Raw genomic sequence first — 14,488 nt, forward strand, 5'->3', positions numbered from 1 at the left:
AGAGGGATTTGGCACGCGTGGCATTTTTAGTATGCGTTGGGTTCAGTGTTTACGGCGCTTTGCGGTAGCTTTTGTATTGCGTGCCGGCACCCCTTAACGCGGCGTTAGCTTTCTTTTGAACTCAGTCGCAAACTACATGAAATCAGAAAACGTAGGTGTTGTTACATACGCATGTGCAACTCAATGCGTTAGTATCTAGAATCTATTAGTTTGCGGGAGATTAGGATGAATACTCGATTTTGTGACAAATGTGGCAAGGACACTGAGCATAAAGAGGTGATGAGGCAAAAGCCATCAAAATACGGAAAGTCGAAAAAAGAACAGTTCAAAGCATTTTTAGACGGTTTTTTTAGTGGTTCAGCTGCTTCTTTGCCAGCGGGTGCTTCCTTGGAGTTAACAGATAGATACGTAGTTTGTACTGTTTGTGGTAATGAAAGTTTAGAAAATCATGGTACAGAGTTTCAATAATCTGTTCATTAAGGCCTGAAAAGCTAACAAACAATTTAAGAGGGATTCCCAACGCTTGGCATTTTCGCTTCTACTTCAGTTTTAGTGGTTACGGTACAATGCTTTAGGTTGGGTGGTAGCGTTGCTCACCCCTTAATTGGGCGTTAGGCGACGGGCAGGGAAGTTCTTTGTTCTTATCTTCTTAGTTCTATTTGAGTATTCGTTTTTCTAAGTCGGCAATTCAAGATTGTCGGTTCAAATTCTTGAATCTCTCTGGCCGTAAAACATGCCAAGGTTTGCGGGTTGCCTCATTGGTTTTCATAGTCGGTTGGTTGTGAGTTTCACTGGCTCAAAGTGTGGAAAGGGCAAGTTAATCGAGGTTTTCGTTCTCGCTTTAAGTTCGTAGCTTTTCGTTTCGCCTCCTCAAAAGCAGCTTTGTTGCTGAAAGTCTGTATTTCGTGGTTGTCGAAACTTCGGCTGAAATATAGTGGCTTTTATGGTTCTTGAATCACAAAGAGTCAGTGGGTGTTTGGTTGCTTATTTTGTTTCGGGTAATCTGCTTTCAAACAACCTTAAACATTGGTGGGACACTTCGCCTAACAAGGCGTTTAAGACGGATTCACAACGCTTGGTGATTTTAGTTCAAGTCAGCTTAAGTGTTTAAGGTACAATGGTTTAAGTTTGGTGGTTGGCGTTGTTCACCACTTAACGCGGCGTTATGTTTACTTGTATTTCAATGGCTTAAAAATTCTTTGATCTCTGTTCTTTGTCCCTTTAGCAGTTCGTTCGAGTTGCCTCAGCAAATCCGCATTGTCGGTCCAAATTCTTGAATTTCTCAGCCTGTAAAACATGTCAATGTTCGTGAGTTGCTTCATTTTCAGGTCGTGGCGGTTGGTTTCAAATCTCGCTGGCTCTAAGTCGCTTTGGGCGTATTTGCCAAGTAGCATGTCGGCTTGGCAGTTGCCTCGGCAATTTGCCATTGTTCTGCGCTTTGGTTGGAAAGAGAGGGTGCTTGTTGAAGCTAAGTCGGGTTGCCTCATTGGGCAGGGAAATGGAATTACGCGCTTCGTGTTTCGTGCATCTGTCGGCCAAGTGAGTTTGGGTGTGTGACTTGCTTCTTGAAACGTGGTCAACAAAGTAGTTCTTTGCCAATTAAATCAGTTATTTGTGGTAAAACATAACAAAAAATTTAAGAGGGATTCCCAACGCTTGGCATTTTTGGTACTACTTCCAATTTAGTGGTTACGGAACAATGCGTTAGGTTGGGTGGTAGCGTTGCTCACCCCTTAATTGGGCGTTATATTCTCTCTTGCTCCGTAAACTATCCGTACAAATTGAATGTGCTTTAAGTTTGCACTATAATCTTTCAGGTTACGGAATAAATCCGTACATAGGAGGGGTTATGGCAACAGCACGTTTAGATATCCGCCTTGATGAAGAGATCAAGGCAAAAGCCGAAAAAGCATCGGCTTTACTTGGTTTAAAAAGTCTCACTGAATATGTAGTGAGGCTTATGGACGAAGATGCGACTCACGTTATTGAGGAGCATGAAAGTATTATGGTTAAAGACAGTGTCTTTGACGAGTTTATGGCTGCATGCAATAAAGCAAAAGCACCGAATCAAGCGTTGCTTGAAGCTGCCAAATTTGCAGATGAGAGTGGTATTAAGTGAGTTGGGGTAAAGAGTTCGTAGAACTTAGTAAATCAAAGCATGACCGCAACTCATTTGACTGTGGTGAGCAAGAGCTAAACACATTTATCAAAACTCAAGCTGCAAAGCACATGCAGGCAGGTATTAGTCGAACAATGGTTTTACCTAGTGCTCAACCACTGATAAATCAAAAATTCGCTATTTGTGCATTTTATAGTGTTGCCCCGAGTTCAATTAGCCGAGAAACATTACCGGCACAACTAGCAAAGAAACTTCCTAAATATCCAGTCCCTGTTTTTCTTTTGGCTCAATTAGCTGTGCACAAGGAGTTTCATGGCTCTGGCCTTGGAAAGGTTAGTCTAATTCGTGCGCTGAAGTACTTGTGGGAAGTGAATCATCACATGAGGGCATACGCAATTGTTGTGGACTGTCTGACAGATTCCGCTCAAGCGTTCTATACGAAGTTCGGCTTTGAAGTATTGTGCGAGCACAATGGGCGTATTCGTATGTTCTTGCCAATGAAAACGGTAGAACAGCTTTTTAATCAATAGGCTACGAATATAACAAAGCATTTAAGAGTGATTCCTTACGCTTGGCATTTTCGCTTCGCTCAAGTATAGCCAAGCGTGCGTCACACCTTAATGCGGCGCTGGCGGATCCCCTCATAATTCACCTAAGCCACAAGTGTGTGTGAGACGTTGATATTCCAACATAGCCCAATGATATTGGGATCCTTTTATTTGGTATCTCCGATGACAACGTACCTCTTTACCCAGTCTAGGGATGGATAGTACTCGGCGATGTTTGATGGTGTTGGCTTGGAAGTCATAATGCCATTGAGCTTGCATGGCGATTAAGCCATTCCACCACATGATGATTTCTGCCATTAGCGCCATGAGCAGCAGGATATCGATACGATTCGTACAGCGAGTTCGATTGTGGCGCAGTGCCAATCCGTAAGCGGGGCTTTTTAGATCTCGAAACGACTCTTCAATCTGCATTCTTTTGGCGTATAAGCGAGTGATTTTAACGCCATTCAATACCTGATTGGGGATGTTTGTTACTAGAAGCCAAGGCTCTTTTGCACCTTTGTGGAATACTTTTCCTGCTGAATGCTTTTGGCAGGTTCGGCTGTGTCGATGGGGTTTTCTGCCTTTAGGTTGACTCTTGTATAAGTAGGCAAAGCATGTGAGCGGCGAACGCCGTGCTAATTGGCTTTCCCCTAAAAACTGCGGCGTGTCAGTTGCCTGAGGATAGAAGGTCTTGTTCCATTGCCAAGGTGCATCACCACATTTGATCGAGACTTCGCCACGTACGCGTCCCAACCAGAACCAACCTTTATTGGCGACTTGCCGAAACCATGTATTTCTAAATCCAGCATCCGAGACAATGATAGGAGTGCAGCCTTCGGGCAGGAGCGTTTGAAGCTTATCGAGAAAGTATTGATGGCTCTTTGGAGAGTTGTAGTTTTTGTATTCAAACGCCTGCTCATAAAGCGTGACGGCTCGACCTTTAACGGCGACTGAAGCGCGCAATGTCATATAACGTAGCTGCTCACGAACATCTGACCAATCAACGAGCACCACAGGAAAAGGGTTGGCACGGGTAATAAAGGACGCATGCCACCTATAAATGGCGTCTTTTTCACGGTGTAGGTTGCGATTACCGAGCAATCGGTCGATACGTTTAATCGCATGCTTTACGGTGGTATCGGTGTCGAGTGCGCGCCCAATTTTGGTCAATGTGAGATCAGAGCCGTCGAGTACAGTTTTGGTTGCAAGCATCAGAGATCTCAGTCGTTTTTTGTGAATGTCAGGGCATTGATTCTCGAGAGTTTGCTGTAGAATTTGAATGTCGCGCATCGTTAGGGTTCCCTATTAAATCCATTTAATCAGGTGTGTTTTTGGCGAAATTCATTAGATCAGAATGAGCGATGCGCGTCTACTCATTGTTTTATATAGAAATTATGAGGGGATTCGTAAGAACAGGGCGTTATAGCTCTGGTCAGCTTCTCACTCCCAAATTAAATTGCTACGTTATTCACGTATAGTTTGCTTTCCATACGTTACTTGCGTACACTTTGCTTATGAAAAGTGTATTTGTTGAATCAACCATATTTGAAAAGTACCGAAATGAATACCTCAGTGACGAGGAGTTTCGACTGTTCCAAGCTGAACTTATGTCGAACCCGAAGCAAGGTGACGTAATTCAAGGTACAGGTGGTTTGCGGAAGATTCGAGTTGCAAGCAAAGGTAAGGGCAAGCGTGGTGGTTCACGTGTTATCTATTACTTCCTCGATGAAAAGCGTCGTTTCTATTTGCTGACCATTTACGGCAAAAATGAAATGTCAGACTTAACCGCAGATCAAAAGAAACAGTTAAAGACTTTTATGGAGGCGTGGCGCAATGAGCAATCGTGACCTATTTGCAGAACTAAGTTCAGCACTTGTTGAAGCTAAGGAGCATTCAGAGGGTAAAGTAACTCTGAAAACGCACCAAATTAATGACATCAGCGAGTTAAACATCTCGCCTGATGAAATTGTTAGTATTCGTGAGCAATTTAATATGTCTCGTGGTGTATTTGCACGTTTGCTACATACATCATCACGTACATTAGAAAACTGGGAGCAGGGGCGTAGCGCACCAAATGGGCAAGCTGTTACTCTTCTAAAATTGGTACAGCGTCACCCAGAAACTCTGTCGCACATCGCAGAGCTATAACAAACAATTTAAGAGTGATTCCCCACGCTTGGCATTTTTGGTTTGGGTTCAGTCCAGTGTTTATGGCGTCCAAATTAAGTGTTGTGGTCGCGTGGCTCACACCTTAATTGGGCGTTAGTTGCCATGAGGAAAACGCAGCCAAATTGCATAATCTAGCGGTAAAAGCTCAAAGTTAGAGTGAGTTTTTCTCGATCAAAATTAGTGTTGAATATTTCAGCTAAGATCCAAATTTGGCATTGCTGTACCGTAGATTTGTTCTTTGGTGTTGCAGGTTTTAGGTTAGACGGACGGCCATTATTTGTTGAAACACTGCTCGGTGAGTTTGCCGTCTCAAAAGCTAATCTGTTTGCTGAAAGATCGCTTTCTCTGGTGTGGTGAGTTCACGTGGTTTCAGCGATTTTGTTGAAAGTCCGCACTGTGAGATTGTCTTTCCAAAAGGTTTTATTGGTGTTGCTAGTCCGTTTTCTGCGATGTTGTAGGTTCCAAGTGGTTTCAGTGACTAGCCGCTTTGAGACTACGCCTGACTTAACGGCACTAAAGTACGTAAGTTTTTTGTTCGCAAAGTCTAAACTGTCTTAAAATCAGTAAATTGCGTTTGGCAACTAACAAACAATTTAAGAGTGATTCGGCACGCGTGGCATTTTTACTATGCGTTGGTTTTAGTGGTTAAGGTGGTATGCGGAAGCACCGTATTGCGTGCCTCACACCTTAATTGGGCGTTAAGAGTGATTCGGTACGTGTGACATTAGCGGTTTCATTGACACCGGAGTTGCGTACCTCACACCTTAACTGCGCGTTATAACGCAAATGGAGTTCGTACGTTGAAAATGGATATATTCATAGTTGATGCATTTACAGATCAACAATTTAAAGGTAACTCAGCTGCGGTCATTCCTGTGGAAAGGTGGCCTTCAGATGATCTAATGCAGAATATTGCAGCTGAAAATAACCTATCAGAAACAGCTTATATAAAAGCTGTAGGCCCTAATCAATACGAGATTCGTTGGTTCTCTCCAATGACTGAAATTGACTTCTGTGGTCATGCTACGTTGGCATCTGCTTTCGTGTTGTTTAATGAGCTTGGTGTTACACACCAAATCGAGTTTATAACTCGTGAAGTAGGTAACTTGACGGTCATTCTGAATCCAGATGGCGAAATCGAAATGACCTTTCCGAACCAAAAGCCAGAAGCTGTATCATGTGTTCCTGCACAATTATTAGGTGGTTTATCGAAACAGCCTGTTGAGGTTCTAAGAAATAGACAAGCATACTTTGCAGTCTTTGATAATGAGCATGATGTTCTTGAAGTATCTTATGTTTCAGAGCAGCTGAAACAGCTCGCACCATTGGATGTGGTTGTCACTTCTAAATCTAATGACTATGACTTTATATCTCGCTATTTTTGGCCTGCAAACGGTGGTGATGAAGATCCTGTAACAGGTTCTATCCATTCTGGGTTAGCACCTTACTGGGCTGATAAGTTAGGTAAATCAGATTTAGTTGCGTACCAAGCATCAAGAAGAGGTGGTGTTTTGAAGTGCAGTGTGTTGGATGAAACAATAGTCATTTCGGGAAAAGGTGTTTTGTATCTCAAAGGGCAAGTTTACGTGTAGTGGAAATCTGCGTTATAACAAACAATTTAAGAGTGATTCAGCACGCTTGGCATTTTTGGTTTGAGTCGAGTTCAGTGGTTACGGTGGTCAAATTGAGTGTTGTGGTTGCGTGCTTCACACCTTAATTGGGCGTTATGCATATGGAGTCTATATGGACATAGATATCGAAGTGATTGAATTAACAGACGTTGATGGATTTCGTATAGAAGCCTTACTTCCAAATGGTCATTCAGTCGGCTATATCAATATCCTTGTAAAAGGAACAGTGGCTGACCTTTGTGATCTATGCGTTAAAGATCCCTATCTGTATCTCTGGCCTAGTTTTATGCCTGTATTTCTAAGTATTCAGCGAAAGCGTAATTTCCAAAATATAGGTATCGGAAGTCGGTTGCTTACTAGTGCTATTGAACACTCAAAATCTAAAGGCTGTAGCCAAATGAAAGGTTGGATGCATGGTGACAAGCCTAGGTTAGAAAAATTTTATAGATCATTTGGCTTTCAAATCAGTGGAATTAACATCGAGCTAGACCTTGAAAATATGCATAACAAAGCGTTTAAGAGTGATTCTCAACGCTTGGCACTCTGAGTTCTAGGTTGAGTTTTGTGATTATGGCACAATGGTTTAGGTCTGGTGATTGCGTTGTTCACACCTTAACGCGGCGTTATGTTTATCTTCGGCACTTTCACCAAGTTATTGAGGTCTTTGTCCTGAGTTTGCTGTAAAGTATCAGTTAGTTAAAACGTGTAAGTGAAACTTTATGAATAAGAATGATTTCGAGAGTCTAGTTGAGATAAGACTCAAGGAAGCGAAGCTCTTATTGGATGGTGGCAGCCCACAAGGGGCGTACTATCTTTCAGGGTACGCTTTAGAAGCAGCATTGAAAGCTTCAATTTGCATGCAAGTGAAAGAAAATGACTTTCCTGATAAAAAGTTAGCGGTTGCGTGCCATACTCATAATTTAAAAGACTTGATTGGTGTCGCAGGCTTGAAGCAGAAGTTAACCGAAAAAGAAAACCAAGACGAGGAATTTAAAGTTAACTGGGCGGTGGCTAAAGACTGGTCAGAAACAACAAGGTATGAAACGGACATCGATGAGATTAAAGCAAAAGACCTCTACGATGCTATAACAGATGAAGATTCAGGTGTATTGGTATGGTTAAAGAATTATTGGTAAGCGAAACACTTTCTGACGCCATGATTAACTCTGGTGTTCAGCTAGTTAAGCAATTAGATCTTGCAGAGGCTGACGTTCAGTCAGCTTTCTGGTTTTTTATTCCTGAGGAGCATACTTGGAAATTAATTTTTGCTTCTCCAAGAGTGAGTAAAGAGGGACCTAGGAAATACTATAAGAGAATTATCGAAGCTAACAAGGCTATTTCAGATGAATCTCAGAAAATCTCTTTAAGTGACATCGGAGTTTCAACAACTGACAACTCTATGGTTCAGTTGTTGTCTACGATGATTAAGACGGACTCATCCATAAATCACATTAGATTTTCAAAAAACACAATAAATGGGCACTTCATTGATGATGTTTACATCTATAGGATGCAATAAACATAACAAAGCATTTAAGAGTGATTCCCAACGCTTGGCATTTTTCATTTAAGTTAGCTTAAGTGTTTACGTCGCAATAATTAAGGTGTGGTGGTAGCGTTGCTCACACCTTAATGCGGCGCTGGCGGATCCCCTCATAATTCACCTAAGCCACAAGTGTGTGTGAGACGTTGATATTCCAACATAGCCCAATGATATTGGGATCCTTTTATTTGGTATCTCCGATGACAACGTACCTCTTTACCCAGTCTAGGGATGGATAGTACTCGGCGATGTTTGATGGTGTTGGCTTGGAAGTCATAATGCCATTGAGCTTGCATGGCGATTAAGCCATTCCACCACATGATGATTTCTGCCATTAGCGCCATGAGCAGCAGGATATCGATACGATTCGTACAGCGAGTTCGATTGTGGCGCAGTGCCAATCCGTAAGCGGGGCTTTTTAGATCTCGAAACGACTCTTCAATCTGCATTCTTTTGGCGTATAAGCGAGTGATTTTAACGCCATTCAATACCTGATTGGGGATGTTTGTTACTAGAAGCCAAGGCTCTTTTGCACCTTTGTGGAATACTTTTCCTGCTGAATGCTTTTGGCAGGTTCGGCTGTGTCGATGGGGTTTTCTGCCTTTAGGTTGACTCTTGTATAAGTAGGCAAAGCATGTGAGCGGCGAACGCCGTGCTAATTGGCTTTCCCCTAAAAACTGCGGCGTGTCAGTTGCCTGAGGATAGAAGGTCTTGTTCCATTGCCAAGGTGCATCACCACATTTGATCGAGACTTCGCCACGTACGCGTCCCAACCAGAACCAACCTTTATTGGCGACTTGCCGAAACCATGTATTTCTAAATCCAGCATCCGAGACAATGATAGGAGTGCAGCCTTCGGGCAGGAGCGTTTGAAGCTTATCGAGAAAGTATTGATGGCTCTTTGGAGAGTTGTAGTTTTTGTATTCAAACGCCTGCTCATAAAGCGTGACGGCTCGACCTTTAACGGCGACTGAAGCGCGCAATGTCATATAACGTAGCTGCTCACGAACATCTGACCAATCAACGAGCACCACAGGAAAAGGGTTGGCACGGGTAATAAAGGACGCATGCCACCTATAAATGGCGTCTTTTTCACGGTGTAGGTTGCGATTACCGAGCAATCGGTCGATACGTTTAATCGCATGCTTTACGGTGGTATCGGTGTCGAGTGCGCGCCCAATTTTGGTCAATGTGAGATCAGAGCCGTCGAGTACAGTTTTGGTTGCAAGCATCAGAGATCTCAGTCGTTTTTTGTGAATGTCAGGGCATTGATTCTCGAGAGTTTGCTGTAGAATTTGAATGTCGCGCATCGTTAGGGTTCCCTATTAAATCCATTTAATCAGGTGTGTTTTTGGCGAAATTCATTAGATCAGAATGAGCGATGCGCGTCTACTCATTGTTTTATATAGAAATTATGAGGGGATTCGTAAGAATTGGGCGTTAGTTTGCTAAAGGCTAGCGGTTAACTAGCCTAAGCTTGCTCTCACATCTGCAATGGTGATGAAGAGTTTGTTTTCAGCGTCTTGAAAAGCTTGAAAACCATAGCGTTCATAGAAATGTTTTGCTCCGTCTTTGGCATCAACGATAACAACTGGAAATGCAACGCTATCACTAGCGGCTAATAGCTTTCTGAGTGCGTCGATAAGCAGCCACTCACCAAAGCCTTTCCCTTTGTATCGGTCATCGACAGCAAGACGGGCGATCAGACCACCAGAGGTGGATGATTGGTGCTTTTTTTGTAACTTATCAGGCAATGCCTTTAAGTCAATTGGTGTCATTGTTAGCGTGTAAAAGCCGATGACATGTGAGTTGTCGCTATCATCTTCCAAAACAAACGTTCTGGTGTTGTCCTTCTTTGCTTGCTGACTCGCCATTACTTTTAAGTAATTATTGAGAGCTTCGATGCCACAGTTGAATCGGTTTCTATCGTGTTTAGCTTTATCTAGAAGTACCGTATTCATCATTGAGTTTTGCTCTCGTATCGATCAGCAGCAGCTTTTAGTTTTGAGTTCTGTGTTGCAGGACGGTCTAAAGCTTCCATAAGCAACATCGCATCAGCTTGGCTCAGTTTTAAAGCCTGTTCACGTTCGATGACTTGTTTAGCTTTTTCGATTGCAGCGCTTAGAACAAACGAGTTGATGCTAGACATGCCAGCGATCGCGGCAGCTTTAGTAAGTAAGTCTTGTGTATCGACATCAACTCTAGCGGTGATGCGAGGCAAAGTAGTAGCCATAATGTTATCTCCTGTTGTGTCAAAATGTCACATGTGTATTATCGTCTTAAAGTGTGCAATAAGCAATCTCTGTGTCACTTTGGCATGCAAACTAACAAACAATTTAAGAGTGATTCGGCACGCTTGGCATTTTTACTATGCGTTAAGTTTAGTGAGTAAGGTGGTATGCGGGGGCATCGGTATTGCGTGCCTCACACCTTAATTGGGCGTTAGGTTTGACTCGTTGGAGGGTTTATGAGCAAGTTCATTGGAACTATTTCTTTCGCAATAATATGTACATTCTTTTTTCTCGTTAGTGTCGTTGGTGAAAATGGTCGTGCGGATACGATTATCAAGGAACTATTCTCCAAACTTAAGAATGAAGATTTTTCAAGCGAATGTATCGAGATTGTTCGTATTGATGGTCAAAGTGTGGGTTCAAACTGCGAACAAGATATGTTTGTCTTCACTATTAGCTTGCTGAAACGATTTGAACTTTTTGGTGCTAGCAACTACTTCGTGTACTTGGAAAGAGAAAATTACTGGATTCCTTTTATCAATAATCATGGAATCAGAGTCAGCTTAAGCCTCTCAGAAGCTGAGCAAAGTAGTTTTTCAATTTTATCTGATGATCTCGATTACGTGACAGATCTATTTTTTGTAAAACGAACAGGTTTTAGGTGGGATATAGATAAAATAGTTATAAGCGACCCTAAGCTGGTAGAAATTTTCAATGAAACTCGGAAGCAAATTGACTTCAATAAATATGTTGTTCAGTTAGACTCCGGCTATCGGCTAAAAGAAATAGCTATACAAAATGGAAAGTTTACCGATATTGATAGATTATTATTGAAGTTCAGCATGGAAAAGCTGCTAAATGATCTAAATCTACAAAAACCTAACAAAGCATTTAAGAGTGATTCCTAACGCTTGGCATATTTCATTCCATCTTTGAGTTTTGTGTTTATGGTGGTATGAGCAAGTTTTATGGTTGCGTTACTCACACCTTAATGCGGCGTTAGTTGGCAAGAGGGAAAACGGAGCTATATCGCAAAATTTAGGGGTAAAATCCCAAAGTTAAAATTGTGGTTTTGGCTTTCAAATTCAGTGCTAATTATTTCGGTTTAAATTAAAAATAGGCATAATTTCAATGACTTACTTGTTCTTTGGCGCTGTTGCTTTGCGGTTAGCCGAACGGGGGTTTTTGGCTGAAACTTTGCTCGGTGAGTTTGTCGCTTCAAAAGCTGGTTTACTCGCTGAAATGACGTTTTCTCTGGTGTGGTAAGTTCTACGTGGTTTCAGTGACTTCGTTGAAAGTCCGCACTGTGAAATTGGTTTTCCAAAAGCGCTTTTTGGTGTTGTGAGTCTGCTTTCTGCGGCGTTGTATGTTCTAAATGGTTTCATTAACAAGTCGCTTTGAAACTGCGCCTGACTCAAGTGTATAAAAGCACATGAATTTTGTTGTTTGCAAAGTTTAAAATAACTTAAAATCAAGCGCTTGGGTTTGCCAACTAACAAGCGCTTCAAGGCGGATTCGCAACGCGTGGCATTTTTGCTATGCGTTAATTTTAGTGATTTAGGTGGTATGCGGGAACATCGGTATTGCGTTGCTCACCACTTAAGCGGGCGTTAGTTTGCAAGAGGAAAAACGCGGCTATATCCCAAGATTTAGTGGTAAAAGCTCAAAGTCTAAATTGTCGTACCGGCTTTCAATTTCAGTGTTAATTTACGTGGTAAAAGTCAAAATTAGGCAACCCTTCAACGGTTGATATGTTCTTTGGTGCGGCGACGTTTGGGTTAACTGCGTTGAACTTTTTTGCTGAAACTCTGCCCGTTGAGTTTGTTGGTACAAAAGCCGATTTACTCGCTGAAATGGCGCTTTCTCTGGTGTGGAAAGTTCACTTGGTTTCAGTGACTTTGTTGAAAGTCCGCATTGTGAGATTGGTTTTCCAAAAGCACTTTTTGGTGTTGTTAGTTCGTTTTCTACGGCGTTGTTTGTTCCACGTGGTTTCATTGAGTAGCCGCTTTGAGACTACGCCTGACTTAAGTGCATCAAAACACATAAAGTTTATTGTTTTCAAAGTTTAAAATAACGTAAAATCAACGCTTTGCGTTTGCAAACTAACAAACTGCTCAAGAGGGATTCGCAACGCGTGGCATTTTTACTATGCGTTGGTTTAAGTGATTAAGGTGGTATGCGGCGGCTTTTGTATTGCGTTGCTCACCCCTTAGCAGGGCGTTAGCCGTTCTCACAAATATCAGTAGAGTTGTTAGTTGCAAAGTGAGTAAAAAAGGTATAAGTTTTACTCATGATTAAGTTTGAATTCGATGAAAACAAAAGCAGGTCAAATTTTGAGAAACATGGAATCGATTTCCATACGGCTCAAGGTTTGTGGAATGACTCTGATCTTATCGAGATCCCTGCAAATACAAGTGATGAACCTAGGTATTTAGTCATCGGTATGTTAAATGGCAAGCATTGGTCTGGTGTCATAACATATAGAGGGTTAAATATTAGGATCATTTCGGTCAGGCGTTCACGAAAAGCGGAGGTGAACTTATATGAAAGCGCATGAGTTTGATGCCAAGTTTGAAAGTGACGATGACATTTTAGGTGATTTAGATTTATCTAAAGTTAAGCGTCCAATGCAAAAGCAAAAGCGAGTAAACGTGGATTTCCCCGCATGGATGTTAGAGTCCTTAGACCGTGAGGCAAGTAGAGTTGGTGTTACACGTCAGTCAATTATTAAGATCTGGCTTGCTGAAAGGCTTGAGAATGTAGCTCATCATCACTCTTCAAACTAAACGGCTAACAAAGCGTTTAAGACAGATTCCCAACGCATGGCATTTTTCATTCCATCGTTGGGTTTTGTGTTTATGGTGGTACGGTTAGGTTTCGTGGTGGCGTTGCTCACTACTTAACGCGGCGTTAGTTCCCCGGAGGAAGCAATCAATCCATAGGAAATTTTTATTTCTGGTGGAGTACGCGCATGATTCGGATAATGTCGCCTTCGATCCAATAAGATACGATCATCGAAATCTCAGGAATTATAAGTAATCGCCCACGAATACCGTCTCGCTGTACACCCATAAGAGGCTGCTCTAGCAAATTTTCTACTTTTGCTTCAATGAGGTTGTCAGTTTTTTCTGCCGCATCAGGGTTAAAGTCATAGAGAAACTCAAAGATCTTTTCACGATCATTAAGTGACTCTTCTTCCCATAAAATCATTGCTTACCTCGATTACGGATTCTGGCTTTGCGTTCTTCCATTCGAGATTTAGCAGTTTGATGCTCAACGAAAACGGATTTTCCTGAGTCAAACTTCTCAAATGCTAGGTTTACTTGTTCAGTTAGCCATGCATCGTGAGATAATGTTTTTCTTTGTTGTTCAGCGAGTTGCTCAGTAAGTTCACGGCAAGCATCACTCAGTGTGCGACCTTGGCTCTCAGCCATCTGTTGAGCTAGGCGTTTTGTTTCTTCATCAACACGAAATTGAATTCTAGTGTCCATGATGTATTCCTTTGTTGGTGTGTGTACAAATGTTAGCACTAGCCTTTAAGATGGGCAACTAACAAACAATTTAAGAGTGATTCGGCACGCGTGGCATTTTTACTATGCGTCGGTTTTAGTGATTATGGTGGTATGCGGCAGCATTGGTATTGCGTGCCTCACACCTTAATTGGGCGTTAGTTTGCAAGAGGAAAAATGCGCCTATATCGCAAGATCTAGTGGTAAAAGCTTAAAGTCGAAATTGTCGTATCGGCACTCAATTTCAGGGTTAACTTGCGTGGTGTAAACTAAAAATTGGTATCGTTTCAACGGTTGATTTGTTCTTTGGTGCGGCGACTTTTGGGTTAACTGAGTTGAACTTTTTTGCTGCAACTCTGCTCGTTGAGTTTGTTGGTATAAAAGCCTATCTACTCGCTGAAGTGACGCTTTCTTTGGTGTGGCAAGTTCCACGTGGTTTCAGTGACTTTGTTGAAAGTCCGCATTGTGAGATTAGCTTTCCTAAAGCGCTTTTTGGTGTTGTGAGTTCGTTTTCTGCGGCGTTGTTTGTTCCAAGTGGTTTCATTGAGTAGCCGCTTTGAGACTACGCCTGACTTAGGTGCATCAAAACACATAAAGTTTATTGTTTGCAAAGTTTAAAATGACGTAAAATCAACGCTTTGGGTTTGCAAACTAACAAACTGCTCAAGAGGGATTTTTAATTTCCACCTAAGCTTTTGTTTCTTAACGCTTTATATTTATTTTGCTACTCGTTGG

At 42.0% G+C, this 14,488-nt stretch carries 21 protein-coding genes; 15 read left to right on the plus strand and 6 right to left on the minus strand.

Annotation, left to right across the window (positions count from 1 at the left end):
• The first annotated feature begins 225 nt into the window (after positions 1 to 225).
• The 3 genes from OO774_RS06490 (at position 226) to OO774_RS06500 (ending at position 2,649) form a co-directional block, all read left to right on the plus strand.
• Positions 226 to 468, plus strand: coding sequence for a hypothetical protein (locus OO774_RS06490; protein ID WP_264905656.1), 243 nt, complete (start codon positions 226 to 228; stop codon positions 466 to 468).
• Between the two features lie 1,381 nt (positions 469 to 1,849).
• The gene (locus tag OO774_RS06495) at positions 1,850 to 2,119 is read left to right on the plus strand and encodes a DUF1778 domain-containing protein (protein ID WP_049538644.1); all 270 of its coding nucleotides are present in this window, start codon (positions 1,850 to 1,852) and stop codon (positions 2,117 to 2,119) included.
• On the plus strand, positions 2,116 to 2,649 hold the full coding sequence (locus OO774_RS06500) for a GNAT family N-acetyltransferase (protein WP_264905660.1): 534 nt from the start codon (positions 2,116 to 2,118) through the stop codon (positions 2,647 to 2,649). The genes OO774_RS06495 and OO774_RS06500 overlap by 4 nt, the downstream gene beginning before the upstream one ends.
• Before the next feature lie 111 nt (positions 2,650 to 2,760).
• On the opposite strand, the gene OO774_RS06505 is transcribed toward OO774_RS06500, so the two are convergent.
• Positions 2,761 to 3,960, minus strand: a complete 1,200-nt coding sequence (locus OO774_RS06505; RefSeq protein WP_263837029.1) for an IS4 family transposase — start codon at positions 3,958 to 3,960, stop codon at positions 2,761 to 2,763.
• Between the two features lie 224 nt (positions 3,961 to 4,184).
• Between OO774_RS06505 and OO774_RS06510 the strand changes: the two genes are divergently transcribed.
• The 6 genes from OO774_RS06510 (at position 4,185) to OO774_RS06545 (ending at position 7,989) form a co-directional block, all read left to right on the plus strand.
• Entirely contained in the window at positions 4,185 to 4,517 is a 333-nt protein-coding gene (locus tag OO774_RS06510) for a type II toxin-antitoxin system RelE/ParE family toxin (protein WP_264905622.1), read from the plus strand.
• The gene (locus tag OO774_RS06515; RefSeq protein WP_089202944.1) at positions 4,504 to 4,818 is read left to right on the plus strand and encodes a DNA-binding transcriptional regulator; all 315 of its coding nucleotides are present in this window, start codon (positions 4,504 to 4,506) and stop codon (positions 4,816 to 4,818) included. Before OO774_RS06510 ends, OO774_RS06515 begins: the two co-directional genes overlap by 14 nt.
• An 821-nt stretch (positions 4,819 to 5,639) precedes the next feature.
• A complete protein-coding gene (locus tag OO774_RS06525; protein WP_264905662.1) occupies positions 5,640 to 6,431 on the plus strand; it encodes a PhzF family phenazine biosynthesis protein in 792 nt (263 codons plus the stop codon).
• Positions 6,432 to 6,582: 151 nt separating this feature from the next.
• On the plus strand, positions 6,583 to 7,017 hold the full coding sequence (locus OO774_RS06535; RefSeq protein WP_264905666.1) for a GNAT family N-acetyltransferase: 435 nt from the start codon (positions 6,583 to 6,585) through the stop codon (positions 7,015 to 7,017).
• A gap of 172 nt (positions 7,018 to 7,189) precedes the next feature.
• Positions 7,190 to 7,606, plus strand: coding sequence for a hypothetical protein (locus OO774_RS06540; protein WP_264905668.1), 417 nt, complete (start codon positions 7,190 to 7,192; stop codon positions 7,604 to 7,606).
• Entirely contained in the window at positions 7,585 to 7,989 is a 405-nt protein-coding gene (locus OO774_RS06545) for a hypothetical protein (RefSeq protein WP_264905670.1), read from the plus strand. The genes OO774_RS06540 and OO774_RS06545 overlap by 22 nt, the downstream gene beginning before the upstream one ends.
• Positions 7,990 to 8,123: 134 nt before the next feature.
• On the opposite strand, the gene OO774_RS06550 is transcribed toward OO774_RS06545, so the two are convergent.
• From OO774_RS06550 to OO774_RS06560, 3 genes are all read right to left on the minus strand, one after another.
• Entirely contained in the window at positions 8,124 to 9,323 is a 1,200-nt protein-coding gene (locus OO774_RS06550; RefSeq protein ID WP_263837029.1) for an IS4 family transposase, read from the minus strand.
• Positions 9,324 to 9,479: 156 nt separating this feature from the next.
• Positions 9,480 to 9,977, minus strand: coding sequence for a GNAT family N-acetyltransferase (locus OO774_RS06555; RefSeq protein WP_017053840.1), 498 nt, complete (start codon positions 9,975 to 9,977; stop codon positions 9,480 to 9,482).
• Positions 9,974 to 10,246, minus strand: coding sequence for a DUF1778 domain-containing protein (locus OO774_RS06560; protein WP_017420534.1), 273 nt, complete (start codon positions 10,244 to 10,246; stop codon positions 9,974 to 9,976). The genes OO774_RS06555 and OO774_RS06560 overlap by 4 nt, the downstream gene beginning before the upstream one ends.
• A gap of 234 nt (positions 10,247 to 10,480) precedes the next feature.
• Between OO774_RS06560 and OO774_RS06570 the strand changes: the two genes are divergently transcribed.
• The 5 genes from OO774_RS06570 (at position 10,481) to OO774_RS06590 (ending at position 13,030) form a co-directional block, all read left to right on the plus strand.
• The gene (locus OO774_RS06570) at positions 10,481 to 11,152 is read left to right on the plus strand and encodes a hypothetical protein (protein ID WP_264905682.1); all 672 of its coding nucleotides are present in this window, start codon (positions 10,481 to 10,483) and stop codon (positions 11,150 to 11,152) included.
• A gap of 223 nt (positions 11,153 to 11,375) precedes the next feature.
• Positions 11,376 to 11,510: a hypothetical protein gene (locus tag OO774_RS06575; RefSeq protein ID WP_264905683.1), complete on the plus strand. Its 135-nt coding sequence runs from the start codon at positions 11,376 to 11,378 to the stop codon at positions 11,508 to 11,510.
• A gap of 485 nt (positions 11,511 to 11,995) precedes the next feature.
• The gene (locus OO774_RS06580) at positions 11,996 to 12,313 is read left to right on the plus strand and encodes a hypothetical protein (protein WP_264905684.1); all 318 of its coding nucleotides are present in this window, start codon (positions 11,996 to 11,998) and stop codon (positions 12,311 to 12,313) included.
• A gap of 221 nt (positions 12,314 to 12,534) precedes the next feature.
• Entirely contained in the window at positions 12,535 to 12,801 is a 267-nt protein-coding gene (locus OO774_RS06585) for a BrnT family toxin (RefSeq protein WP_264905685.1), read from the plus strand.
• Positions 12,788 to 13,030: a BrnA antitoxin family protein gene (locus OO774_RS06590; RefSeq protein WP_264905687.1), complete on the plus strand. Its 243-nt coding sequence runs from the start codon at positions 12,788 to 12,790 to the stop codon at positions 13,028 to 13,030. Before OO774_RS06585 ends, OO774_RS06590 begins: the two co-directional genes overlap by 14 nt.
• A 163-nt stretch (positions 13,031 to 13,193) precedes the next feature.
• On the opposite strand, the gene OO774_RS06595 is transcribed toward OO774_RS06590, so the two are convergent.
• Together OO774_RS06595 and OO774_RS06600 are read right to left on the minus strand one after the other, a co-directional pair.
• On the minus strand, positions 13,194 to 13,454 hold the full coding sequence (locus OO774_RS06595; protein WP_264905689.1) for a type II toxin-antitoxin system RelE/ParE family toxin: 261 nt from the start codon (positions 13,452 to 13,454) through the stop codon (positions 13,194 to 13,196).
• A complete protein-coding gene (locus tag OO774_RS06600) occupies positions 13,451 to 13,735 on the minus strand; it encodes a type II toxin-antitoxin system RelB/DinJ family antitoxin (protein ID WP_005398409.1) in 285 nt (94 codons plus the stop codon). Before OO774_RS06600 ends, OO774_RS06595 begins: the two co-directional genes overlap by 4 nt.
• Positions 13,736 to 14,088: 353 nt before the next feature.
• Here OO774_RS06600 and OO774_RS06610 point away from each other — a divergent pair, with 353 nt between their 5' ends.
• Complete coding sequence (locus OO774_RS06610) at positions 14,089 to 14,304, plus strand: hypothetical protein (protein ID WP_264905693.1); 216 nt, start codon at positions 14,089 to 14,091, stop codon at positions 14,302 to 14,304.
• The last annotated feature ends 184 nt before the right edge of the window (positions 14,305 to 14,488 follow it).

The sequence above is a fragment of the Vibrio sp. STUT-A11 genome, from assembly GCF_026000435.1.
In the GTDB taxonomy this organism is placed as follows: domain Bacteria; phylum Pseudomonadota; class Gammaproteobacteria; order Enterobacterales; family Vibrionaceae; genus Vibrio.

Bases quoted from the DNA above. Each gene is read 5' to 3' on its own strand.
- OO774_RS06490 (WP_264905656.1), top strand. From the start codon at position 226: ATGAATACTCGATTTTGTGACAAATGTGGCAAGGACACTGAGCATAAA.
- OO774_RS06495 (WP_049538644.1), top strand. From the start codon at position 1,850: ATGGCAACAGCACGTTTAGATATCCGCCTTGATGAAGAGATCAAGGCA.
- OO774_RS06505 (WP_263837029.1), bottom strand. From the start codon at position 3,960: ATGCGCGACATTCAAATTCTACAGCAAACTCTCGAGAATCAATGCCCT.
- OO774_RS06510 (WP_264905622.1), top strand. From the start codon at position 4,185: ATGAAAAGTGTATTTGTTGAATCAACCATATTTGAAAAGTACCGAAAT.
- OO774_RS06515 (WP_089202944.1), top strand. From the start codon at position 4,504: ATGAGCAATCGTGACCTATTTGCAGAACTAAGTTCAGCACTTGTTGAA.
- OO774_RS06535 (WP_264905666.1), top strand. From the start codon at position 6,583: ATGGACATAGATATCGAAGTGATTGAATTAACAGACGTTGATGGATTT.
- OO774_RS06540 (WP_264905668.1), top strand. From the start codon at position 7,190: ATGAATAAGAATGATTTCGAGAGTCTAGTTGAGATAAGACTCAAGGAA.
- OO774_RS06545 (WP_264905670.1), top strand. From the start codon at position 7,585: ATGGTTAAAGAATTATTGGTAAGCGAAACACTTTCTGACGCCATGATT.
- OO774_RS06550 (WP_263837029.1), bottom strand. From the start codon at position 9,323: ATGCGCGACATTCAAATTCTACAGCAAACTCTCGAGAATCAATGCCCT.
- OO774_RS06555 (WP_017053840.1), bottom strand. From the start codon at position 9,977: ATGATGAATACGGTACTTCTAGATAAAGCTAAACACGATAGAAACCGA.
- OO774_RS06560 (WP_017420534.1), bottom strand. From the start codon at position 10,246: ATGGCTACTACTTTGCCTCGCATCACCGCTAGAGTTGATGTCGATACA.
- OO774_RS06570 (WP_264905682.1), top strand. From the start codon at position 10,481: ATGAGCAAGTTCATTGGAACTATTTCTTTCGCAATAATATGTACATTC.
- OO774_RS06575 (WP_264905683.1), top strand. From the start codon at position 11,376: ATGACTTACTTGTTCTTTGGCGCTGTTGCTTTGCGGTTAGCCGAACGG.
- OO774_RS06580 (WP_264905684.1), top strand. From the start codon at position 11,996: ATGTTCTTTGGTGCGGCGACGTTTGGGTTAACTGCGTTGAACTTTTTT.
- OO774_RS06585 (WP_264905685.1), top strand. From the start codon at position 12,535: ATGATTAAGTTTGAATTCGATGAAAACAAAAGCAGGTCAAATTTTGAG.
- OO774_RS06590 (WP_264905687.1), top strand. From the start codon at position 12,788: ATGAAAGCGCATGAGTTTGATGCCAAGTTTGAAAGTGACGATGACATT.
- OO774_RS06595 (WP_264905689.1), bottom strand. From the start codon at position 13,454: ATGATTTTATGGGAAGAAGAGTCACTTAATGATCGTGAAAAGATCTTT.
- OO774_RS06600 (WP_005398409.1), bottom strand. From the start codon at position 13,735: ATGGACACTAGAATTCAATTTCGTGTTGATGAAGAAACAAAACGCCTA.